Annotated in this window: 19 protein-coding genes; 9 read left to right on the top strand and 10 right to left on the bottom strand. The window is 68.6% G+C overall.

The window, feature by feature from the left end; all coding sequences use genetic code 11:
* Positions 1–381: 381 nt before the first annotated feature.
* The 3 genes from ilvC to A9310_RS23860 all read right to left on the bottom strand — a co-directional run bounded on the left by ilvC (position 382) and on the right by A9310_RS23860 (position 3,978).
* Positions 382–1,395: a ketol-acid reductoisomerase gene (gene ilvC, locus A9310_RS23870; protein WP_065632699.1), complete on the bottom strand. Its 1,014-nt coding sequence runs from the start codon at positions 1,393–1,395 to the stop codon at positions 382–384.
* Between the two features lie 118 nt (positions 1,396–1,513).
* Complete coding sequence (ilvN, locus tag A9310_RS23865; protein WP_058252141.1) at positions 1,514–2,017, bottom strand: acetolactate synthase small subunit; 504 nt, start codon at positions 2,015–2,017, stop codon at positions 1,514–1,516.
* Complete coding sequence (locus tag A9310_RS23860) at positions 2,014–3,978, bottom strand: acetolactate synthase large subunit (RefSeq protein WP_058252142.1); 1,965 nt, start codon at positions 3,976–3,978, stop codon at positions 2,014–2,016. The genes ilvN and A9310_RS23860 overlap by 4 nt, the downstream gene beginning before the upstream one ends.
* Before the next feature lie 347 nt (positions 3,979–4,325).
* On the opposite strand from A9310_RS23860, the gene A9310_RS23855 reads away from it, so the two are divergent.
* From A9310_RS23855 to ilvD, 3 genes are all read left to right on the top strand, one after another.
* On the top strand, positions 4,326–4,781 hold the full coding sequence (locus A9310_RS23855) for a PH domain-containing protein (protein ID WP_065632698.1): 456 nt from the start codon (positions 4,326–4,328) through the stop codon (positions 4,779–4,781).
* Positions 4,782–4,861: 80 nt separating this feature from the next.
* Positions 4,862–6,208, top strand: a complete 1,347-nt coding sequence (gene mgtE / locus A9310_RS23850; protein ID WP_065632697.1) for a magnesium transporter — start codon at positions 4,862–4,864, stop codon at positions 6,206–6,208.
* Between the two features lie 269 nt (positions 6,209–6,477).
* Positions 6,478–8,322, top strand: coding sequence for a dihydroxy-acid dehydratase (gene ilvD / locus A9310_RS23845; protein WP_065632696.1), 1,845 nt, complete (start codon positions 6,478–6,480; stop codon positions 8,320–8,322).
* A 70-nt stretch (positions 8,323–8,392) separates the two neighbouring features.
* Here the strand turns inward: ilvD and A9310_RS23840 are convergent, their stop codons facing one another.
* On the bottom strand, positions 8,393–9,628 hold the full coding sequence (locus A9310_RS23840; protein ID WP_065632695.1) for a DoxX family protein: 1,236 nt from the start codon (positions 9,626–9,628) through the stop codon (positions 8,393–8,395).
* Positions 9,629–9,826: 198 nt separating this feature from the next.
* Here A9310_RS23840 and A9310_RS23835 point away from each other — a divergent pair, with 198 nt between their 5' ends.
* Positions 9,827–10,930, top strand: a complete 1,104-nt coding sequence (locus A9310_RS23835) for a sorbosone dehydrogenase family protein (RefSeq protein WP_065632748.1) — start codon at positions 9,827–9,829, stop codon at positions 10,928–10,930.
* Positions 10,931–11,241: 311 nt separating this feature from the next.
* On the opposite strand, the gene gatB is transcribed toward A9310_RS23835, so the two are convergent.
* Complete coding sequence (gatB, locus tag A9310_RS23830; RefSeq protein WP_065632694.1) at positions 11,242–12,747, bottom strand: Asp-tRNA(Asn)/Glu-tRNA(Gln) amidotransferase subunit GatB; 1,506 nt, start codon at positions 12,745–12,747, stop codon at positions 11,242–11,244.
* A 131-nt stretch (positions 12,748–12,878) separates the two neighbouring features.
* Between gatB and A9310_RS23825 the strand changes: the two genes are divergently transcribed.
* Entirely contained in the window at positions 12,879–13,112 is a 234-nt protein-coding gene (locus A9310_RS23825; RefSeq protein WP_065632747.1) for a PspC domain-containing protein, read from the top strand.
* A 14-nt stretch (positions 13,113–13,126) separates the two neighbouring features.
* Here the strand turns inward: A9310_RS23825 and A9310_RS23820 are convergent, their stop codons facing one another.
* From A9310_RS23820 to A9310_RS23810, 3 genes are all read right to left on the bottom strand, one after another.
* A complete protein-coding gene (locus A9310_RS23820) occupies positions 13,127–14,161 on the bottom strand; it encodes a 6-phosphofructokinase (protein WP_065632693.1) in 1,035 nt (344 codons plus the stop codon).
* A gap of 89 nt (positions 14,162–14,250) precedes the next feature.
* A complete protein-coding gene (locus A9310_RS23815) occupies positions 14,251–14,901 on the bottom strand; it encodes a response regulator transcription factor (RefSeq protein WP_065632692.1) in 651 nt (216 codons plus the stop codon).
* 9 nt (positions 14,902–14,910) lie between these two features.
* Positions 14,911–16,203 carry a sensor histidine kinase gene (locus tag A9310_RS23810; RefSeq protein ID WP_065632691.1) on the bottom strand — a complete coding sequence of 431 codons (1,293 nt, stop codon included), beginning with the start codon at positions 16,201–16,203 and terminating at the stop codon, positions 14,911–14,913.
* A gap of 159 nt (positions 16,204–16,362) precedes the next feature.
* Between A9310_RS23810 and A9310_RS23805 the strand changes: the two genes are divergently transcribed.
* Both A9310_RS23805 and A9310_RS23800 read left to right on the top strand, forming a co-directional pair.
* Positions 16,363–17,070 carry a hypothetical protein gene (locus tag A9310_RS23805; RefSeq protein WP_254661327.1) on the top strand — a complete coding sequence of 236 codons (708 nt, stop codon included), beginning with the start codon at positions 16,363–16,365 and terminating at the stop codon, positions 17,068–17,070.
* Positions 17,067–18,314 (top strand): alpha/beta-hydrolase family protein, encoded by a 1,248-nt coding sequence (locus A9310_RS23800; RefSeq protein ID WP_065632689.1) that lies wholly within the window; start codon positions 17,067–17,069, stop codon positions 18,312–18,314. Before A9310_RS23805 ends, A9310_RS23800 begins: the two co-directional genes overlap by 4 nt.
* 45 nt (positions 18,315–18,359) lie before the next feature.
* Here A9310_RS23800 and gatA read toward each other — a convergent pair whose 3' ends face one another.
* Both gatA and gatC read right to left on the bottom strand, forming a co-directional pair.
* The gene (gene gatA / locus A9310_RS23795) at positions 18,360–19,865 is read right to left on the bottom strand and encodes an Asp-tRNA(Asn)/Glu-tRNA(Gln) amidotransferase subunit GatA (protein WP_065632688.1); all 1,506 of its coding nucleotides are present in this window, start codon (positions 19,863–19,865) and stop codon (positions 18,360–18,362) included.
* A complete protein-coding gene (gene gatC, locus A9310_RS23790; RefSeq protein WP_065632687.1) occupies positions 19,862–20,173 on the bottom strand; it encodes an Asp-tRNA(Asn)/Glu-tRNA(Gln) amidotransferase subunit GatC in 312 nt (103 codons plus the stop codon). Before gatC ends, gatA begins: the two co-directional genes overlap by 4 nt.
* A gap of 179 nt (positions 20,174–20,352) precedes the next feature.
* Between gatC and A9310_RS23785 the strand changes: the two genes are divergently transcribed.
* Positions 20,353–21,021 (top strand): amino acid-binding protein, encoded by a 669-nt coding sequence (locus tag A9310_RS23785; RefSeq protein ID WP_065632686.1) that lies wholly within the window; start codon positions 20,353–20,355, stop codon positions 21,019–21,021.
* A gap of 34 nt (positions 21,022–21,055) precedes the next feature.
* Entirely contained in the window at positions 21,056–21,571 is a 516-nt protein-coding gene (locus A9310_RS23780; RefSeq protein WP_065632685.1) for an O-acetyl-ADP-ribose deacetylase, read from the top strand.
* The last annotated feature ends 2 nt before the right edge of the window (positions 21,572–21,573 follow it).

Below are 21,573 nucleotides of genomic sequence, written 5' to 3'. Positions count from 1 at the left end.
GCCTGCGCCTCGAACCGCCCCTCCGATGGCGGTCATGCTGTCGGAAATGGACTCCGCTCGCGAGCGGAGCTCCATGGCGACGAGTCGTGCAGCCCACTGCGTCGACGAACCGTCGACGCCGTCTGCAGCTCGCTGGGCCTTACCCCCGAGATCGGCTGTCAGAACGCCCGAAGCAGCGTCGTCGGATTGGTTCGCCAGCGAACGGAGAACGTCTGGATCTACCCGCATCACACCCCCATTGATGTTCGGGAATGACGGTAGCAGTCAACCGCTTAATCGGGCACAGGCGATCCACAGCCGACCCGCTCGAGGACGCGGCCCTCGAACGCCGATCGGCCCCCGGGAGGAACCCCGGGGGCCGACCGTGAGAACTACTGCGACTCAGGCGGTCTCGGTGATCGGACGATCAACCCAGCTCATCAGGTCGCGCAGCTTCTTGCCGGTGACCTCGATCGGGTGCTCGGCGTTGTCCTTGCGCAGGCCCTCGAGCTCCTTGTTGCCGCCCTCGACGTTGGCGACGAGGCGCTTGACGAAGGTGCCGTCCTGGATGTCGGTGAGGATGCCGCGCATGCGCTCCTTGGTGTCGGCGTCGATGACCCGCGGGCCCGACACGTAACCGCCGAACTCGGCGGTATCCGAGACCGAGTAGTTCATGCGCGCGATGCCGCCCTCGTACATGAGGTCGACGATCAGCTTGAGCTCGTGCAGCACCTCGAAGTAGGCCATCTCGGGGGCGTAACCCGCCTCGACCATCACCTCGAAGCCGGTCTTGACCAGTTCCTCGGTGCCGCCGCACAGCACGGCCTGCTCGCCGAAGAGGTCGGTCTCGGTCTCTTCCTTGAACGTGGTCTTGATGATTCCGGCACGACCACCGCCGATGGCGCTGGCGTAGCTCAGCGCAAGCGCCTGGCCCTCGCCCTTGGGGTCCTGGTGGACGGCGATGAGCGCGGGAACGCCCTTGCCGTCGACGAACTGGCGGCGCACGAGGTGGCCGGGGCCCTTCGGGGCGACCATCGCGACGGTCACGTTCTCCGGCGCCTTGATGAGGCCGAAGTGGATGTTGAGACCGTGGCCGAAGAACAGCGCGTTGCCGTCCTGCAGGTTCGGCTCGATGTCCTCGGTGAAGATCTTCGCCTGCGAGGTGTCGGGCGCCAGCACCATGATGACGTCGGCCCAGGCGGCGGCCTCGGATGCGGTGAGCACCTTGAGGCCCTGCTCCTCGGCCTTGGCCTTCGACTTGGAGCCCTCACGCAGACCGATCACGACGTCGACGCCGGAATCGCGCAGCGACAGCGAATGCGCATGGCCCTGGCTGCCGTAGCCGATCACCGCGACCTTGCGACCCTGGATGATCGACAGATCCGCGTCGTCGTCGTAGAACAGTTCGATGGCCACTATGTTTCCCTTCGATATGTGGTGTCCCTGGCGGATTCTCGGAATCCGTCGGGATTCGTAATTCCCTTGTCGCTCCTCGCCGATGCTCAGATGAGCGCGAGGACAGCGGGATTCTCTGTCAGCGGTTGGCCGACATGCTCTTCGGTCCCCGACCGAGGGTCACCGCGCCCGATTGCGCGATCTCCCGGATTCCATACGGATCGAGCATCCGCAGAAGTGCTTCGAGTTTTTCCGACGTGCCGGTGGCCTCGATCGTCAGCGACTCGGGCGAGACATCGATCACCTTGGCGCGGAACAGATTCACCACCTCGATGACCTCGGTGCGCACCGTCGAATCCGACCGCACCTTGACCATCATCAGCTCGCGCGAGACCGAGCTCGCCGGGTCCTGCTCGACGATCTTGATCACGTTGATCAACTTGTTGAGCTGCTTGGTGACCTGCTCGAGGGGGAAGTCCTCCACCGAGACCATGATGGTCATCCGCGAGATGCCCTTGAGCTCGGTGGGGCCCACGGCGAGTGACTCGATGTTGAATCCGCGCCGCGAGAACAGCGCCGAGATCCTCGCGAGGACGCCGGGTCGGTCTTCGACCAGGACACTGAGGGTATGGGTGGTGCTCACTGCTCGTCCTTCTGGTTTGCGCGATCGGCCGGCGCGTTGTCGACCGTTTGATGGCCATCCATCGCCTGGTGGATCTCCACCGGACCCGACGCCGACTCGTCGTCGTCGAACAGCGGCCGGATGTCGCGGGCGGCCATGATCTCGTCGTTGCCGGTACCGGCGGCGACCATCGGCCACACCTGCGCGTCCTTGCCGACGATGAAGTCGATGACCACCGGGCGGTCGTTGATCTCCCGCGCCTTCGCGATCACCTCGTCGACGTCTTCCTCGCGCTCGACGCGGAAGGCCACGCAGCCCAGCGCCTCCGAGAGCTTGACGAAGTCCGGGATCATCCGCGAGTGCGTCGACAGATCGGTGTTCGAGTAACGCTCTTCGTAGAACAGCGTCTGCCACTGACGGACCATGCCCAGGTTGCCGTTGTTGATCAGCGCCACCTTGATCGGGATGCCCTCGATCGCGCAGGTGGCGAGTTCCTGGTTGGTCATCTGGAAACAGCCGTCACCGTCGATCGCCCAGACCTCGGCGTCGGGGTCGGCGGCCTTGGCGCCCATGGCGGCGGGCACCGCGTAGCCCATCGTGCCCAGACCACCGGAGTTGAGCCAGGTGCGCGGCTTCTCGTAGGAGATGAACTGTGCGGCCCACATCTGGTGCTGGCCGACACCTGCGCAGTACACCGCGTCCGGGCCGGCGGCCTTGCCGAGGGCCTGGATGACGAACTCCGGCGACATCGAGCCGTCGGTCTGACGGTCGTAGCTCAGCGGATAGGTCCGACGCAGGTTGTCGAGGTAGGACCACCACTGCGAGATGTCGGGAGTCGAGCCGCTGGTCGCCCGCTCCTCGCGCAGCGCCTCGGTGAGCTCGGCGATGACCGCCTTGCAGTCACCGACGATCGGCACGTCGACGGGCCGGTTCTTGCCGATCTCGGCGGGGTCGATGTCGGCATGGATGACCTTGGCGTTCGGCGCGAACGACGACAGCTGTCCGGTGACCCGGTCGTCGAAGCGTGCTCCGAGGGTGATCAGCAGGTCGCTGCGCTGCAGGCCCGCGACCGCCGCCACCGTGCCGTGCATGCCGGGCATGCCCAGGTGCAGCTGGTGGCTGTCGGGGAACGCGCCGCGTGCCATCAGCGTGGTGACCACCGGGATGCCGGTCAGCTCGGCCAGTTCCAGCAGCTCGGCCGACGCGTTCGCCTTGATGACACCGCCGCCGACATAGAGCACCGGCGACTTCGCGGCGTTGATCATGCGGGCCGCCTCGCGAACCTGCTTGCCGTGGGGCTTGGTCACCGGGCGGTAACCGGGCAGGTCGATCTGCGGCGGCCAGGAGAACGTGGTCTGCGCCTGCAAGATGTCTTTGGGGATGTCGACCAGGACCGCGCCGGGACGACCGCTCTCGGCGATGTGGAACGCCTCGGCGATGGTCTTCGGGATGTCGATCGCCCGGCTGACCAGGAAGTTGTGCTTGGTGACGGGCATCGTGATACCCGAGATGTCGGCTTCCTGGAACGCATCGGTGCCGATGAGCGCGCGACCGACCTGGCCGGTGATCGCGACGACCGGCACCGAGTCCATCTGGGCGTCGGCCAGCGGGGTCACCAGGTTGGTGGCACCGGGACCGGACGTGGCCATCATGACGCCGGCGCGTCCGGCGACCTGGGCGTACCCGGTCGCGGCGTGACCTGCGCCCTGCTCGTGACGGACGAGGACGTGGCGGACCTTCTGCGAGTCCAGCAGCGGGTCGTAGACCGGCAGGACCGCGCCACCCGGAATGCCGAAGACAACCTCGACACCGAGCTCCTCGAGGGAACGAACCACAGACTGGGCGCCGCTGACACGCTCGGGAGCAACGGTGTGCTGGGTTACCGCACGGAGGTTGCCCGCCGCCGGAGACTGCTGCCGCAGTCCTGCGTTGCGCGTCGGCTCGTTGCGGCCGGCGTCGGTGCGTGCTGTTGGTGCGCTCACTGCACGATCCTCATCTTGGTTGTGGAATCCGATATCGGTGATGGAAGTACCTGGCATGAAAAAACCCCCGACAGCTTCCGCTGTTCGAGGGTGGCGCGTCGATGCCGGTTGGGGGTCTGCGAGGTGACCGGTCAGGCGAAGACGCGCCAGCCGATTACTACGAGGATCCCGTTCTGCATCACGGGTTCACGGTAGGACTGTGTTCGGTTCTGAGTCAAACTCCGGACCACGCCGTCTCACCATCTGGGAAAACACTGGTCGAGTCGGTTGTCTGCGCACCTCGATTTCGGTCCGGCGCGACGAACCCGTCGGCGAGAGGCCTCGGGGCCGGTTGGCACAATGGAGCGGTGCCGACTGATTCCACCGACCCCGTAGACCCGAAGACCAGCGCGACCCCTGCCGACGACGTCGCATTCGACTATCCGGTGACGTTCCGTATCAACCGGACCGCCTACTTCACGGTCCCGATGGCCGCGCTGGTGGTCGTGCTCCTGGTCGGCGCCTCCCCGTGGTTTGCCTTCGCCCTGATCGTCCCGGTCCTGGTCTGGTTGTGGATCCACCGGTTGCGGACCGTGGTCACCGAGAACGGACTCAACTCGGTGCGGATGTTCTCGACCACCGAGATCGCCTGGTCCGACATCGCCGGACTGCAGTTCCCGAAGTGGAGTTCGGTGCGTGCGGTCCTGACGGATGGCAGTCGAGTTCGTCTGCCCGCCATCGGTTTCCGTGATCTTCCCGCGTTGTCGCTCGTCAGTGGTGGCCGCATTCCGGACCCCTTCGAGGCGGCCCGCTCTGCCGAGTAGTCACGGTCTCCTCGTTTCCGGCACGGATCCGACTCCGCTCGGTCTCAGAGGCCTCCACCTGCCGGCGATAGAGTGCGGCCGTGGAGCACACCCGAACATTCGACGCCGGTGAACTCGACGAACTGATCTCGGCAGGTCGCCTCGCAGACGTCGGGACGACGCTGTCCGCGATGCCCGCGGGCGACATCGCCGCCCTGCTCGACCGGCTCCCCCACAAGTCCCGTGGCGTCGCGTTCCGTCTGCTGGCCAAGGACCTCGCGGTGGAGGTGTTCGACGATCTGTCGGCCGGCTCGCAGCGCCGCCTCATCGACGATCTGGGCACCGCGGACGTGGCCGCCGCCTTCGACCACCTCGACCCCGACGATCGCGCCGAGTTGCTGGACGAGTTGCCCGCGGGAGTCGCCAAGTCGCTGATCCAGCAGTTAACCCCGGCCGAACGCGACATGACCGCGGTGGTTCTCGGCTACCCGCGCGGTTCGGTGGGGCGTCGGATGAGTCCCGAGTTCGTCCACGCCCGAGAGGACGAACCGGCCGGCGACGCGTTGGCCCGCGTGCGAGAACGCGGACACGCCGCGGAGACGATCTACACGGTGCCCGTCCTCGACGGCGCTCGCTCGCTGTGCGGTGTGGTCAGCCTGCGCGACCTCCTCCTGGCCGACCCGGCCGAACCCGTCCACGACCTGATGAACAAGCCGATGTTCGCTCATGCCGAGGATGACGCCGAGGCCACCGCACAGAGGTGTGTGGACCGGGGAATCCTCGCCATGCCCGTCGTCGACAGCGACAGCCGCCTGGTCGGCGTCCTGACGATCGACGATGCCGTCGACGTCGTCGAGCAGGCCCGGGACACCGACGAGGCCCGTGCGGGCGCGCGTGAACCCCTCCGCGACCCGTACCTGTTCTCGTCCATCCTGTCGATCACGCGCGCCCGGATCGTGTGGCTGTTCGTGCTCGCGGTGTCGGCGATCCTCACCGTCAACGTGCTGGAGATCTTCGAGGGCACCCTCGAGCAGCGGGTCGCGCTGGCACTGTTCATCCCGCTGCTCACCGGGATCGGCGGGAACACCGGTTCGCAGGCGGCGACGACCGTGACCCGCGCACTCGCCACCGACGAGGTCGCCCCGCGCGACGTCGCCCGCGTCGCCGCCAAGGAGGTCCGCGTCGGACTGACCATGGGCGCGCTACTCGGACTCGCCGGGTTCACCGTCGCCGCACTCGTCTACGGCCTCGAGATCGGTGTGGTGATCGGCCTGACGATCCTGTCGGTGTGCACCCTTGCCGCGACCGTGGGCGGCGTGATGCCGCTGATCGCGAAGTCGATCCGCGTCGATCCCGCGGTGTTCTCCACGCCGTTCATCTCGACGTTCTGCGACGCCACCGGCCTTCTCCTCTACTTCTCGATCGCCAAGACGGTGCTGGGGATCTGACCCCGACCGAGGACGGCACCGGCGCGGCCCGGCCCGCACGCCCGAATGGTTTTGTTACCCATCGTCACAGCGGAGTAGCCTGCTTCTCGGTGCTCCCTCACGCCCACCCTCAGCGAGGCGGCGCCCGTCAACACAGTTTCACCCCCGGCCACAGCCCGTGGGAACACACCCGGGGTCGCGGTGTTGAGCCGAAGAGTCCGGCGCCGGTCCGTCACYGCACGTCCGATCGCGCCGGGCCGCCTGAGCCACACGATCGATTCGAGGAACCCATGCCTGCTCTGAGGTCACGTACCACCACCGTCGGCCGCGAAGCCGCCGGCGCCCGCTCCCTGTGGCGCGCCACCGGGATGACCGACGACGACTTCGGCAAGCCGATCGTGGCCATCGCCAACTCCTACACCCAGTTCGTGCCGGGGCATGTGCACCTGAAGGACGTCGGCGACATCGTGGCCGAGGCCGTGCGGGCCGCCGGTGGCGTGCCGCGGGAGTTCCACACCATCGCCGTCGACGACGGCATCGCGATGGGTCACGGCGGCATGCTCTACTCGCTGCCCAGCCGCGAGATCATCGCCGACTCGGTCGAATACATGGTCAACGCCCACACCGCGGACGCGCTGGTGTGTATCTCCAACTGCGACAAGATCACTCCCGGCATGCTCAACGCCGCGATGCGCCTGAACATCCCGACGGTGTTCGTCTCCGGCGGGCCGATGGAAGCCGGCAAGGCAGTCGTCGTCGGCGATGTCGCACATCCGTCGTCAGACCTGATCACCACGATCTCGGCGTCGGCGAACAGTGCTGTCGACGACGCCGGACTCGACGAGGTCGAGCGGTCGGCGTGCCCCACGTGCGGTTCGTGCTCGGGCATGTTCACGGCCAACTCGATGAACTGTCTGACCGAAGCTCTCGGACTGGCACTGCCCGGCAACGGCTCGACGCTGGCCACCCACGAGGCCCGCCGCGCCCTGTTCGCGCGCGCCGGCACGGTCGTCGTCGATGCGGCGACACGTTGGTATCGCGACGACGACGCATCGGTGCTGCCGCGGAACATCGCCACGCCGACCGCGTTTCGCAACGCGATGGCCCTCGACGTCGCGATGGGCGGTTCGACCAACACCGTCCTGCACATCCTCGCCGCCGCGCAGGAGGGAGAGGTCGCCGATTTCGACCTCGGAGTCATCGACGAGATCAGCCGCAACGTGCCGTGTCTGTCGAAGGTCTCGCCGAATTCGGACTACCACATGGAGGACGTCCACCGGGCCGGCGGAATCCCGGCGATCCTCGGGGAACTGCGCCGCGCGGGCCTGCTCGACGACACCGCGTCGACCGTGCACACCCCGACCATGGCCCAAGCGCTCGACGACTGGGACATCCGCGGCGGCAAGGCTATCGACGAGGCCGTCGAACTCTTCCACGCCGCACCGGGCGGCGTCCGCACCACCACTCCGTTCTCGACGTCGAACCGGTGGAGTTCGCTCGACACCGATGCCGCAGGCGGTTGCATCCGCGACCTCGAGCACGCCTACACCGTCGAAGGCGGTCTGTGCGTGCTGCGCGGCAACCTCGCCCCCGACGGCGCTGTCCTGAAGACCGCGGGCATCGACGAGGACCTGTGGCACTTCGAGGGCCCGGCCCGTGTCGTCGAGAGCCAGGAAGACGCCGTCCAGGTCATCCTCTCCAAGACCATCCAGGCCGGCGAGGTACTCGTCGTGCGGTACGAGGGTCCCGCGGGTGGCCCCGGCATGCAGGAGATGCTGCATCCGACGGCCTTCATGAAGGGCACCGGGATGGGCAAGAAGTGCGCCCTCATCACCGACGGCCGGTTCTCCGGCGGGTCATCGGGCCTGTCGGTCGGTCACATGTCCCCCGAAGCCGCGTCGGGTGGTGCCATCGGACTCGTCGAGGACGGCGACCCGATCCTCATCGACGTCAAGACCCGCCGCCTCGAGGTCCTGGTCGACGACGAGGTGCTCGCCGAGCGCCGCGCCAAGATGGAGGCCTCCGAACGGCCGTGGCAGCCGAAGGACCGTCAGCGCACGGTGACCACCGCACTCCGCGCGTACGCCAAGCTCGCGACGTCGGCCGACCGCGGCGCGGTGCGTCAGGTCGACTGACTCCTCACCACAGAGTGCGGGGGACGTATCGGATTCCGATACGTCCCCCGCGTTCGGTGTCGGTGCCGACTCAGATGAGCGGGTTGCTCCCGTTGGCCAGGACCCAGACCGCGACGGCTGCCGCCACGCCGACGATGAGCCAGAGGAACGAGCCGACGAACGGCCGTCGCGCCCAACCCCGCGGATAGTCGAGTGAGTACAGACCCGGGCCGGTCAGGATGACGACCGCCGCGGCCACCGCGAGGAAGAGCTCGAACTCGACCCCGCCGGCGGCGGCGAAGAACGAGAAGCCATCAGCCATCGACATCTTGTAGGCCGCGGCGACGAGCATGGTGCCGAGGATCGCCGACGCCCCGATCGGGGTCAGCAGCCCGAGGATCACCATCAGTCCACCGATCGTCTCCGACAGCGCACCGACGATGGCGAGGATCTGGGCGTAGTCGGCGGTGAAGCCGGCGTCGACGAGCATGGACTCGAAGCCGCTCAACCGCGGACCGTTCCACAACCCGAAGAGCTTCTGCAGGCCGTGCGCACCGACCAGGCCGCCGAGCGCAACACGCAACAGCAGCAAACCCAGGTCGATGGTGCCGCGCCGCGATTTCGCGAGCGCGTCCTCGAGGTCGTCGTCGGCCCCGGCACCGCGCCGATCATCGGTGTCGTCGTCGGTTCGGCGCCGCCCGAACCGACGTCGACCGCGCGGCTCGTCGTCGAGCACTTCGGTGTCGGACGCGGCGTCGTGCGCTCGGGCACGGGAGATCAGATCGTCGTCGTCATCGACGAAGTCGTAGCGCGCGGTGCCGACCGGCGGCAGCGCCGGCTCCGGCGTGGTGACCGCGTCGTCGGTGGGGCCGTCGATGGGCTGCGCGCGGGCGGGACCGGGATGCTTCGCGAACTGGACGGTCTCGAAATCGTCGTCCGCCGGCCCTGCCGCCCCGGCCGCCGGTGGGGCGGGGGGCGCGGTCTTCGCGGCGGGTCGGGGTGGCTCGGCGATGGGCCGTGACGTCGTCGGAGTACCCGCGGCGGCGGGACGCGTCTCCACGTCGCCGGGATCGAGGTCGTCGAGGTCGTCCACCCGGGAGTAGGGGGCCGGCGACCGCCGGGCGTGCCGGTTGTAGAAGTCGTCACGGTCGGTCACCGCGGGCGGTGTCGGCGGGCCGGGCTCGGGCCGCGCGGCCGCCGGGCCGGGTCCGGCACCGGGCACTCCACCCCCGGCACCCGGGACCGGGATCTGTCCGGTCGGTTCGTCGTAGGGACTCGTCGCCGGTGTGTCGCGCTCGCTGGTGCCCGACGTGTCGCGTTCGCTCACACGCCCGACTCTAGAGGCTCGCGGACTGCGGTCACCGGACCCCGACGGGGTGAGTCGGGGCACCACGCTCGGGGCACCGCCACCCGGAGCACCATTACTGTGGACGGCATGTGGAAGGGGCGCCCGACGGGCACGCGCGACGATGCCCGGACGAGTTCAGCCGCGACGGCGGACCGCCGGGTGTGGGCCCGGTGGCGAGTGCTGGTGACGTTGCTGACGGCGGTCGTGGTGCTGGTCGGCGGCTGCGCGGACTTCAGCGCCCAGGACAATCAACGCGAGGCGGGTGCGTTCAGCCCCAACAACCGGCCGAGCGGCCAGCCCGAACCGACGCCACCGCCGGAGACCCCGCGCGAGACGCAACCGCCACCGACCGGCCCGTGCGTCGACCCCGACCCCGCGGTGATCGCGACGTGCCTCGCGTCCACCGGCGGTGTGATGCCCGGCGACGAGCAGGGCGAGGTCACCGTCGTCGCCGAACGTACGACCGGCAAGATCATCACAACCAAACGCTACGGGCCTGCCCGGACCCTGGGAGAGACGCCGGTCGATGCGTCCGGTGACGGCGGTCTGATCGATTTCGCCTACTCCCCCACCTATTCTCAGGACCGGTTGATCTACGCCTACATCACGACCCCGTCGGACAACCGCATCGTCCGCCTGGCACCGGGAGACGTGCCCAAGCCGATCCTGACCGGCATCCCCAAGGGCGCCACCGGGAACATGGGCGCGATGTACTTCCGGTCGCCGACCGAACTCGTCGTCGCCACCGGCAATGCGGGGAATCCCGCGGCCGCGGACGATCCGTCGTCCCTGGCCGGCAAGGTACTGCTGGTGACCTCGTTCACCTCTGGCGACGGCCCTCGGCCGGCGATCCTCGCATCCGGCTTCGGGTCGTCGGTGGCGTTGTGCTCCAACGCTTCCACGGGGACGGTCTACGTCGCCGACCAGACGGCCACCGAGGATCGCGTGCAGGTGCTCGAAGAAGGCGGGCCCAAGGTGCTGTGGACGTGGCCGGACCGGCCGCAGATCGCGGGTTGCGGGGTCGCCGGCGGCAGCATCTTCGTCTCGACGACGCGCACCCAACGGATCGAGGCCATCAACGAGCCCACTCGCGAGGTGCCGACGATCACCGCTCCTGCTGTCGTGCTCGACCGGCGGTACGGTGCCCTCGGCCGGATGGCCGCGCTCCCCAATGGGCTGCTGCAGGTGGCGACCGTCAACAAGGAGGTGGGTTCAGCGAAGCCCACCGACGATCGCGTGTTCCGCTTCCTGCCCTCCGGCGGTGGCAACGACCGGACGTGACCGGGACGCCTCGCGCCGTCGTGCACAACGAAAGAACCTCCGCTCCCTGAGGAGGCCGGAGCTTGCGGATGGCGCGGCCAACCCCCGCTCCCTGAGGAGCGCCCGGAGCTTGCGGAGGGCGCGTCACGAAGGGTCCTGGCGAGGTGCGTCGCGAACCCTTCGTGGCTCGTCGCTAACGCTCCTCGCACCTCAGGGAGCAAAGGGAGGGCATCGCTTGCACCCCTCAGACCAACGGATTGGTCGTTCTTTCGGATCAGGGGGCAGAGGGGATCGCCCCTCGCTCCTCAGGGAGCAGAGGGGCTGTGCCCGCCTCAGGAACAGGCCGCGATGACGAGTTCCTTGACGCGGGCCGGGTCTGCTTGTCCGCGAGTCGCTTTCATGACATCTCCGACGATCTTGCCGGCGGCCTGGACCTTCCCGCCGCGGATCTTGTCGGCGATGTCGGGGTTGGCGGCGAGCGCGTCGTCGACCGCCTTCTGGAGCGCGGAGTCGTCCCGAACCACCTCGAGGCCGCGGTCGGCGACGATCTGGGCGGGCTCACCCTCACCGTCGAGGACGGCGGTCGCGACCTGCTGCGCCAGCTTGGTCGTGAGTTTGCCCTCGTCGACCAGTCCGATGATCTCGGCGACCTGCGCCGGCGTGATGGACAGGTCGGCGAGTTCGACTCCGCGAGAATTGGCCTGCTGCGCAAGGAAGGACACCCACCAGCCACGCGCCGCCTCGGGTGCTGCCCCGGCGTCGACGGTGGCGATGATGAGATCGACCGCGCCGACGTTGACGAGGTCACGCATGACCTCGTCGGAGACTCCCCAGTCCTCCTGGATGCGAGCGCGACGTAGCCACGGCAGCTCGGGCAGGTTCGCCCGCAACTCCTCGATCCAGGCCGAATCCGGCTGCACCGGAGGAAGATCCGGCTCCGGGAAGTAACGGTAGTCCTCGGCGGTCTCCTTGCGGCGCCCGGCCGACGTGGTGCCGTCGGTCTCGTGGAAGTGCCGCGTCTCCTGGACGATCTCGCCCCCGGCCTTCAGGATGGCGGCCTGACGGCGCATCTCGTAGCGAACCGCCACCTCGACGCTCTTGAGCGAGTTGACGTTCTTGGTCTCGGTGCGCGTACCGAACTCGGTGGCGTCCTTCGTCTTCAGCGACAGGTTGACGTCACAACGCATCGAGCCCTGGTCCATGCGCACGTCCGACACGTCCAGCGACTTGAGCAGATCACGCAGTGCCGACACGTACGCCCGGGCCACCTCGGGCGCGCGTTCCCCCGCGCCCTCGATGGGCCGCGTCACGATCTCGACGAGCGGCACGCCCGCGCGGTTGTAGTCGAGCAGCGAATGACTCGCCCCATGGATTCGACCCGTCGAGCCGCCGATGTGCAGCGACTTGCCGGTGTCCTCCTCCATGTGGGCGCGCTCGATCTCGACCCGCCAGGTGGTGCCGTCGCCGAGCACGACGTCGAGGAAACCGTCGTAGGCGATCGGCTCGTCGTACTGCGAGATCTGGTAGTTCTTCGGCTGATCCGGGTAGAAGTAGTTCTTCCGCGCGAAGACGCTCGACGGCCGGATAGAACAGTTCAGCGCGAGTCCGATGCGGATCGCGGACTCGATGGCCTTGGCGTTGGCAACCGGGAGCGAGCCGGGCAGTCCGATACACACCGGGCACACCTGGGTGTTCGGGTCGGCACCGAACTCGGTGGGGCACCCGCAGAACATCTTGGTCGCGGTGCCCAGCTCGACGTGCACCTCGAGACCCATCACCGGATCGAATGCGGCAAGCACCTCGTCGTAGTCCAACAGGTCGACGGCTGCGGAAGTCATAGCGGCCAGTTTATGCGGCGATATCCCAGGGGCACGTTCAGGGTGATCACCGATGCCGGGAGCCGGACCCGCTCGTAGCGTGGATGTCACCGGCGAACGACGCCGGACCACAATCCACACAGGAGGACGAGATGACCACCCCGCAACCCGCCTACAGCGGCCCCCGCCTGATGCGTTCGCGCAGCAACTCGTGGCTGGGCGGTGTCTGCGGCGGTATCGCCGAGCGTTGGGGCTGGGATCCGACGCTCATCCGCGCGTTGTTCATCCTGTCGATGCTGCTGCCCGGACCCCAGGTCCTGATCTACCTGGCGCTCTGGATCATCATCCCGCGCGAGCCGGCTGCGACGGTCACCCCGGTGGCCTGAGGCCCCGAAGTCACTCAGCCGAAGATGACCCGGATCTCCTTGTACTGATCCAACGGCACCGTCTTCAGTTCACCGAGTGCCTCGTCGAAGGTGATGCGTGCGATCTCGGTGCCGTGCAGAGCGACCATCTGCCCCCAGCCCTTCTCGGCGACGAGGTCGGCGGTCGCCATCCCCATGCGGGTCGCGAGCACCCGGTCGTAGGCCGACGGCACGCCGCCGCGCTGGATGTGGCCGAGGATGGTGGCCCGGGTCTCGATCCCGGTCCGCTCCTCGATGAGCGGGGCGAGCACCTCTCCCACGCCACCGAGACGGGGACGGTTGAACCCGTCGAGACCTTTGGTGGAGTACGCCTCCTTCATCTCCGGGAGCTTGAACCCCTCGGCGACGACGACCATCGGCGAACGCCCGCGCGACTTGACGCTGGTGACCCAGGCACAGATCTGGTCGAGACTCTCGGGGTTCTCCGGGATCAGGATGACGTGGGCGCCGCCGGCGATCCCGGAGTGCAGGGCGATCCAGCCCGCGTGGCGACCCATGACCTCGAGGACCATGCACCGTTTGTGCGAGTTGCCGGTGGTGCGGAGGCGGTCGWTGGCCTCGGTCGCGATCTCCACCGCGGTGTTGAACCCGAAGGTGTAGTCGGTGGCGGCGATGTCGTTGTCGATGGTCTTGGGAACCCCGACGATGTTGATGCCGTCGTCGAACAACCGCTTCGACGCCGCCGCAGTGCCCTCGCCGCCGATCGCGATCACGCCGTCGATCTCGAGGTTCTTCAACACCTTCTTGATGTTCTCGGGACCGCCGTCGGGTTCGGAGTAGGGACCGAACCGGCTCGTGCCGAGAATGGTGCCGCCCTGGTTCGACAGGCCGCGGACCGTCGACCGGTTCAGTTCGACGATGTCGCCGTAGACCAGTCCGGCCCAGCCGTCCCGGAAGCCGACGAACTCGTGGCCGTACACGGTCTCACCCTTGAGCACTGCGCCGCGGATGACCGCGTTCAGTCCGGGGCAGTCTCCCCCGGAGGTCAGAATGCCGAACCTCTTGGCCACTGGTGAGACCACCCTCCCTGTCGTCATCGGTCAACCTGCCCGAGCAACCCCAATCTAGTGCCCCGGCGAGCCCGGCGCTGGTCGCGAGATCACTTGATGCCGTTCTCGTAGGCGAACACGACGGCCTGCGCCCGATCCCGGAGCCGGAGTTTGTTCAGGAGACTGCTCACATGGGTCTTCACCGTCTGCTCGGTCACGAACAGGTCCGCGCCGATCTCGGCGTTGGACTTGCCGTCGGCCACCAGGTCGAGCACCTCGCGCTCCCGCGGGGTGAGCGTGTCGAGCTTCTGATCCCGCGCCGGCCGCCGGCGCCTGGCGGTGACCTCGGTGATCAGCCGCCGTGTGATCGACGGTGCCAGCAACGCCTCACCCGCGGCCACGACGCGGACCGCTCGCACCAGCTCATCGGCGGGCGCATCCTTCAGCAAGAATCCCGATGCCCCTATGCGCAGCGCCTCGTACACGTAGTCGTCGATGTCGAAGGTCGTCAGCATCAACACGCGCGTGGGTGGTTCGGCAGACGACGCGAGTATCTGCTCCGCGGCCCACAGTCCGTCCTTGCGCGGCATCCGCACATCCATCAGCACGACATCGGGACGCACCCGACGACACACCTCGACGGCCTCGACCCCGTCGGCGGCATCGCCAAGGACCGAGAGGTCGGGTTGCGCGGCGAGCAGCGCCGAAAAGCCCTGACGCACCATGGCCTGGTCATCTGCGATGACTACGGTGATCGGCACGCCGTCACGCTACCGTCGTCGTGACGACGGCTCACCGGAACCCGTGGAGGTCACGATCGGCTCGGGCACGACGACGTCCCGGCGCGGCGTCGCCGGGATGCGAGCGCGTACCGCGAACCCGCCGGTCGATGTGGGGGCGGCGACCAGCGAACCACCCACCGCCTGAGCGCGATCGATCATCCCGGGGATACCCACTCCGCTCCCGCCGATCTGCAATGGTCCAGCGGTCGCGGCCGTGTTGACCACGGCGACGTCGACGAGATCGCCCTCCCCGTGCGTCACCTCGACGTCCACGCGCCCGCCGGGGGCATGCCGGGTGGCATTGGCCAGCGACTCCTGCACGATCCGATAGATCACCAGCGCGGCCGATTCACCGACCGCGTCGGCGTCGATGGCCAGGTCCAGCACGACCTCGGCACCCGCGCGGCGTGTCTCGGTGACCAGCGAATCGAGTTCGGCCAGGCCGGGATTGGGTGCCGCCGAAGCATCCGCCCCCTCGACGCGCAGGACCCCGAGCAACTGTCGGACCTCGTCGAGGGACGTACGTGCCGCCTCGGCGATGGCGTCGAATTCCGCTGCGGCAGAAGGGCTCACATCCGGCAGGCGATATCTGGCGGTCTGTGACATCACCACCACCATCGACATCCGGTGAGCGACCACATCGTGCAGGTCCCGGGCGATGCGCGCGCGCTCCTGGAGTACGGCCGCCTCTGCTTCGGCGGCCTCGGTCTGCTCGGTGCGCACCGCCAACTGCCGTCGCGAAGCCATCAATCCGCGCAGCAACGCGACCAGGACCGCGAGCACCGAGATCCCGAAGACCCACCCGACGCGCGCGGTCGGTTGCACGGCGAAGGCGATGACGATCGACGTCGAGACCCAGACCACCGGAATCCATCGCAGCGGGCACTTGAGGAAGGCCATGAACGTGAGGACCAGCAGTTCGATCAGGTGGGTGACCTGGATCGTCAGCTCCCACCCGCCCCGGGTCGGGACGACGATGCCGATGAGTTGGGCAGAGACCACCGAGATCGCCCACCCCAGCAACGGGGCCGACCACGCGAGGGCGATCGGCAGGGCCGCGAAGGCAGCGACCACGGGTAGCACGAACACCGGCATCGAGTGGGTGATCGGCAGCGTTGGCCAGGCGACCGAGTACATGACCAGCGCCACGAACAGGAAGAACCAGTTGAGGCGCGACGAGAAGTAGTGGCGCACCGCGGGGTCCTGGGCCACCGGGGCGGTCGAGGCCCATTCGAGTGAGGACGCCCCCACCGCGCGGAGCTTCTTGCGGTATCCGAACATGCCCTCACCCTAGGCTCGCCGACCGCTCGAAGACCTCATACTTCCGAGGGAGACGACCCGATACCGTCGTAGCGTTTCGGCGCCGACGAACCGGCCTGGGGACGACCGCGGCCGGTCCCGCGGAGCGATGTGCCGGCCGGATCCGGACTCATAGCGTCGATGCTCATGACCGGATCAGAGAACATCCGAGAGCTTCCGTCGGACAACGACTTACACCAGCACCGCGATCTCTCCGCAACCACTCGCCGACGACGGTCGCGGTGGTGGGCGGCGATGCTCACCCTGGCCGTACTCGTCACCGGCCAGCGGATCTCGACCGCACACGCCGTCGCAGGCCCGCTCCTCGCAGCACCGAGCCCGGCGGTGACGGCGCCGGCGGCCGATGCGACCAATCCCTACGCGGCCGTGGTCGTCGCCCTCGTGGGACCGCACCCGGCCACCGCACTGGCGTCCCTTCCGCCGTCCTTCGTCGTGGCGCAGGGGTACTCCCCGCGGATCGTCGACGGATACCCGATCGACCCGGATGGGGACTGCTCGTCGCCGGTTCCGTTGCCACCGCACTTCACCCCGCTGTGCCGCACCCACGATCTCGGCTACGACCTGTTGCGGGCGGCGCAGCGAAACGGCAAACCGCTCGGCGCCTGGGCCCGGATCGCGCTGGACCGCATGCTGATCGACCGGATGTACGCCTCCTGCCGGACAGCTGCCTGCACGACTGCCACGCATGGCGCTCGGATCGGGTTGGCGTGGAACACGTGGCGGCAGTACGGCGGTCCCCCGGCCCGGGGCGAGTCGTTGTCGGCCTTGGTCCACACGACCGTCGAGCGCGCCCTGGTCGATCCCGACGAGCGCGAGGTGCGGCGATGACGAAGTACCGAGACGCCCGTTGGCTGCGTGACGGCCCGTTCCGATCGTGGCCGCATCCCGCGATCAGTGTCGCGGTGACCCTCGGTTACCTCATGGCGGTCTATCCGGGCACTCTGCCCCGGGACGCGACGACGACCGCGATCGTGACAGCGGCATTCGGCGCGCTGGGTGCGATCATCGGGATGATCGTCGCCCGGCGCAGCCGGCGACAGCCGGACGACCAGGCACGGCGCGTCGTGTTCGGCTCCTGCCTGGTGATCCTCGGATGCGCGGTCGGCGTGGCGGTCTGGTGGCAGAACCTCATCCGTGCGGCGGTCGACGTCGCACCCGTCGGGCCCGGATGGGTGGCGGCGGCCACGATCCCGCCCGCCGTCCTCGTCCTGGCGATCGTCGCCGTCCCGCGTAGCTGCGCTCTGCTCGCGGCCGGCGCAGTTGCACTCACGGCGGGACTGCTGGCACCCGCCGACGCCGGCGCCGACGAACAGCCGGTGCCGGCGTCGTCGACGACGGTGGCGACGCATTCGGACGTCCTGGCCCGCGGGGAGCTGAGCACCGATGGATTCGACCGCGCCGCTGCACAACTCGTGCGGACGTGGACGCGTTCGGGCGGACTGTCGACGCAGGCGGTCGTGGTCGCGGTGCCGACCGGATCGGGATGGATCGACCCGGCAGCGGTCGACGGTTTCGAGAGCCGGTTCGCCGGCGACGTCCGGGTTCTCGCACTCCCCTACGACGACGTGCCGTCGTGGCAGGCCTTCGTGTCCGACCGCTCCCGATCGGCGGACTCGGCGATCGCGGTGGTGTCGGCTCTGACAACCGTTCTCGACGGTGTTCCCGACCGCGAACGTCCGCGGGTGATCCTCTACGGGCAGAGTCTCGGTGCCGTGGGCGCCGACGCCGCCCGGGTATGGCTGGAGAACGAGCGCCCCGCTCTGCTCGACGAGACCGTGCTGGTCGCGCCGCCCGAGGGTACCGTCGCCCCGGATTCCCGCACCTCGCGAACGGTTCTCGCCAATTCCAGCGACCCCGTCGTGCGCTGGTCAGCCGCCGGACTGTGGTGGCCGCCCCGACCGACCGAGGACACCCACATCCGCGGACCGCGGGTCCCGTCGGCGCCGTGGCTACCCGGGGTCAGCTTCGTACAGACGAGCATCGACCTTCTCGGCGCACTCGACGGTGCGGCCGGGGTAGGCCACCGGTACGGGTCGGAACAGTCCGGACCGCCGCAGCCGATGCGGAACTGACGGCCCGCGGCGGCGTGCACCGAAGACGGCACGCCGCCCGGGTCGTCAGACGATCGGCCCCCGAGCCGCTTCGTACGACGCTCCCACGCGGTACAGCCGGTCGTCGGCCAGGGCGGGCGCCATGATCTGGAGCCCGACGGGCATGCCGTCGTCGACCGACAGCCCCGACGGCACCGACATCGATCCGATGCCGGCGAGGTTCACCGGCAGCGTGCACAGGTCGAACAGGTACATCGCGAGTGGGTCGTCGACCTTCTCCCCGATCGGGAACGCGGTGGTCGGCGTGGTCGGCGAGATGAGCACATCGACCTTCTCGAAGGCGGTGGCGAAGTCACGCGCGATCAGGGTGCGCACCTTCTGCGCCTGACCGTAGTAGGCGTCGTAGTAGCCCGAGGACAACGCGTAGGTCCCGATCATGATGCGGCGCTTGACCTCTGGACCGAATCCCTGTTCCCGGGACAGAGCCATGACCTCGTCGGCCGAATGCGAGCCGTCGTCGCCGACCCGCAGTCCGTAGCGCATCGCGTCGAACCGCGCGTGGTTCGACGACACCTCCGACGGGAGGATCAGGTAGTAGGCACCCAGCGCGTAGGTGAAGTGCGGACAGCTGACCTCGACCACCTCGGCGCCGCGCTCCTCGAGGAGCTTGACGGCCTGGTGGAAGGAGTCGAGCACGCCGGACTGGTAACCCTCGCCCTGCAGCTCGGTGACGACACCGATCCGGACGCCGGCGAGATCCCGCTCGGCCCCTTCGCGGGCCGCCGAGACGACGTCGGGCACCGGCACATCGATCGAGGTCGAGTCCCGCGGGTCGTGCCCGGCGATGATCTCGTGCAGCATCGCGGTGTCGAGGACGGTACGGCCACACGGGCCGCCCTGGTCGAGCGACGAGGCGCACGCCACGAGCCCGTAGCGCGAGACCGTGCCGTACGTGGGCTTGACGCCGACCGTCGCGGTGACCGCGGCCGGCTGGCGGATCGAGCCGCCGGTGTCGGTACCGATCGCCAGCGGGGCCTGGTACGAGGCCAGCGCGGCGGCGCTGCCACCCCCCGAACCACCCGGGATCTTGCTGGGATCCCAGGGGTTCCGGGTGAGCTGGTAGGCGGAGTTCTCGGTCGAGCTGCCCATCGCGAACTCGTCCATGTTGGTCTTGCCCAGGATCGGAATACCCGCGGCGCGCAGGCGTGCGGTGACCGTGGCGTCGTAGGGCGGAACCCAACCCTCGAGGATCTTGGACCCGCACGTGGTCGGTGCGTCGGTGGTGGTGAAGACGTCCTTGAGGGCGATCGGTACACCCGCGAGGGCCGACGGGGCGTCCCCGGCGGCGATCGCGTCGTCGGCGGCCTTCGCGGCGACCAGCGCTTCGGCGCCACTGACGTGGAGGAACGCGCCGAGTTGGTCGTCGATCTCGGCGATACGGTCGAGGTGGGCCTGGGTGACCTCCACCGAGCTGACCTCGCGGGCACCGATCCGGGTGGCGAGTTCGGCGGCGGACAACCCGGTCAGATCACCGTCGGGACGCGGCGCGGCGGCGCTGGAATCGGGACTCACTGCTCTTCTCCCAGGATCTGCGGAACCGCGAAACGGTCCTGCTCGACGGCCGGTGCACCGGACAGCGCGGCGTCGGTCGTCAGCCCCGGGACGACGACATCGGGGCGCAGCACATTCGCCAGTTCGGCCGGGTGGGCCGTGCCGGGCACGTCATCGGCGGCCACTTCCGACACCGACGCGACGTGGGTCAGGATCGAGTCCAGCTGCTCGGCGTAGACATCGAGTTCGTCCTCGCTCAACGCCAGGCGCGACAGACGCGCCAGATGCGCGACTTCGTTGCGCGATATGGACTTCGGTTCGCCAGCCACCGCAGCGTCCTTCCTTCCATCACTGTTCGTTCGGGTCTCGTCGTCCCCGCCGTGTCGTCGACCGATGTCGTGTCGGCGTCTGGGCGACGTCTCCAGACTATGGGAACCCGCGACGACCGCTTCCCCCAGCCACCGGTTGGCAGCCGTGCACTGCGCGCCGCCCGCGCGTGGGTGCGAGAATGTCGCACGTGTCCTACCTGTTGCGGGTCTATCTCGAAGACCGGCCGGGCAGCCTCGGCGTGCTCGCCGTGCAGCTCGGCTCGGTCGGCGCAGACATCCTGTCCCTCGAGGTCGTCGAGCGCGGCAACGGTTACGCCGTGGACGACCTCGTCGTCGAGGTGGCGCCCGGGGCGCTGCCCGACAGCCTGATCACCGCGGCCGAGAAGGTCAACGGCGTCCGTGTCGACTCGATCCGCCCCTACTCGGGCGTGCTGGACACCCATCGTGAACTCGAGTTGGTCGATCAGGTGGCCACTGCCGGACGTGACCGGTTGCAGATCCTGGTGGACAATGCGCCCCGCGTCCTGCGCGTCTCCTGGGCGATGGTGGTCACACCCGCCAGCGGCGGCGTGCTGCAGCTCTTCGGCTCGTCCGGCGCCCCGGAGACCCCGCTGACCAGGGCGGATTGGCTACCGCTCGAGAGAGCCGTCGAGCTGGACGCCGACGGCGACTGGGTGCCCGGCGCCTGGCAGGACATGGACACCCGTCTCGCGGCGGCTCCCCTGGGCTCGGAGTCGAAGGCGATCCTGCTCGGACGCATCGGCGGACCGGACTTCCGGCCGTCGGAGGTCGCCCGACTCGGTTATCTCGCCGGGATCGTCAGTACCGTGCTGCGCGCCGAGAGTTAGCCACAGCCGGTCGATCCGGAGGCATCATGGTCTGATGACGTCCATCACGTTGATACAGGGCGACATCACGACACAGTCGGTCGACGCGATCGTGAATGCCGCGAACTCCACACTGCTGGGCGGCGGCGGTGTCGACGGCGCGATCCACCGGCGGGGCGGCCCGGCGATCCTCGCCGAGTGCAAGGAGCTGCGGGCGGGCACCTACGAACGTGGACTACCCGTCGGCGAGGCCGTGGCCACCACCGCGGGAGACCTCGACGCACGTTGGGTCATCCACACGGTCGGACCGGTGCACTCCTACGACGAGGACCGTACATCCCTGCTCGTCTCCTGCTACCGCGAGTCCCTGCGCCTCGCAACCGAACTCGGTGCCACCACCATCGCCTTCCCGGCGATCTCGACCGGCGTGTACGGCTGGCCGATGGACGACGGCGCCCGCAAGGCGGTCGACACGGTGCGTGCCACGCTGCCGGAGACCTCGATCGAGGAGGTCCGTTTCGTCCTTTTCGACCAGCGTGCCTTCCGCGCGTTCGAGTCCGCTCTGGGCTGATC

This window comes from Gordonia sp. UCD-TK1 (genome assembly GCF_001691435.1).
Lineage (GTDB): Bacteria > Actinomycetota > Actinomycetes > Mycobacteriales > Mycobacteriaceae > Gordonia > Gordonia hongkongensis.
The sequence above is the reverse complement of the archived record's forward strand: the minus strand, read 5'-3'. Positions and strand labels throughout refer to the sequence as shown.

Coding starts and splice junctions, on each gene's coding strand:
- A9310_RS23780 (WP_065632685.1), top strand. CDS start 21,056: ATGACGTCCATCACGTTGATACAGGGCGACATCACGACACAGTCGGTC.
- A9310_RS23800 (WP_065632689.1), top strand. CDS start 17,067: ATGACGAAGTACCGAGACGCCCGTTGGCTGCGTGACGGCCCGTTCCGA.
- A9310_RS23810 (WP_065632691.1), bottom strand. CDS start 16,203: ATGTTCGGATACCGCAAGAAGCTCCGCGCGGTGGGGGCGTCCTCACTC.
- ilvD (WP_065632696.1), top strand. CDS start 6,478: ATGCCTGCTCTGAGGTCACGTACCACCACCGTCGGCCGCGAAGCCGCC.
- A9310_RS23825 (WP_065632747.1), top strand. CDS start 12,879: ATGACCACCCCGCAACCCGCCTACAGCGGCCCCCGCCTGATGCGTTCG.
- A9310_RS23805 (WP_254661327.1), top strand. CDS start 16,363: ATGCTCATGACCGGATCAGAGAACATCCGAGAGCTTCCGTCGGACAAC.
- A9310_RS23785 (WP_065632686.1), top strand. CDS start 20,353: ATGTCGCACGTGTCCTACCTGTTGCGGGTCTATCTCGAAGACCGGCCG.
- gatB (WP_065632694.1), bottom strand. CDS start 12,747: ATGACTTCCGCAGCCGTCGACCTGTTGGACTACGACGAGGTGCTTGCC.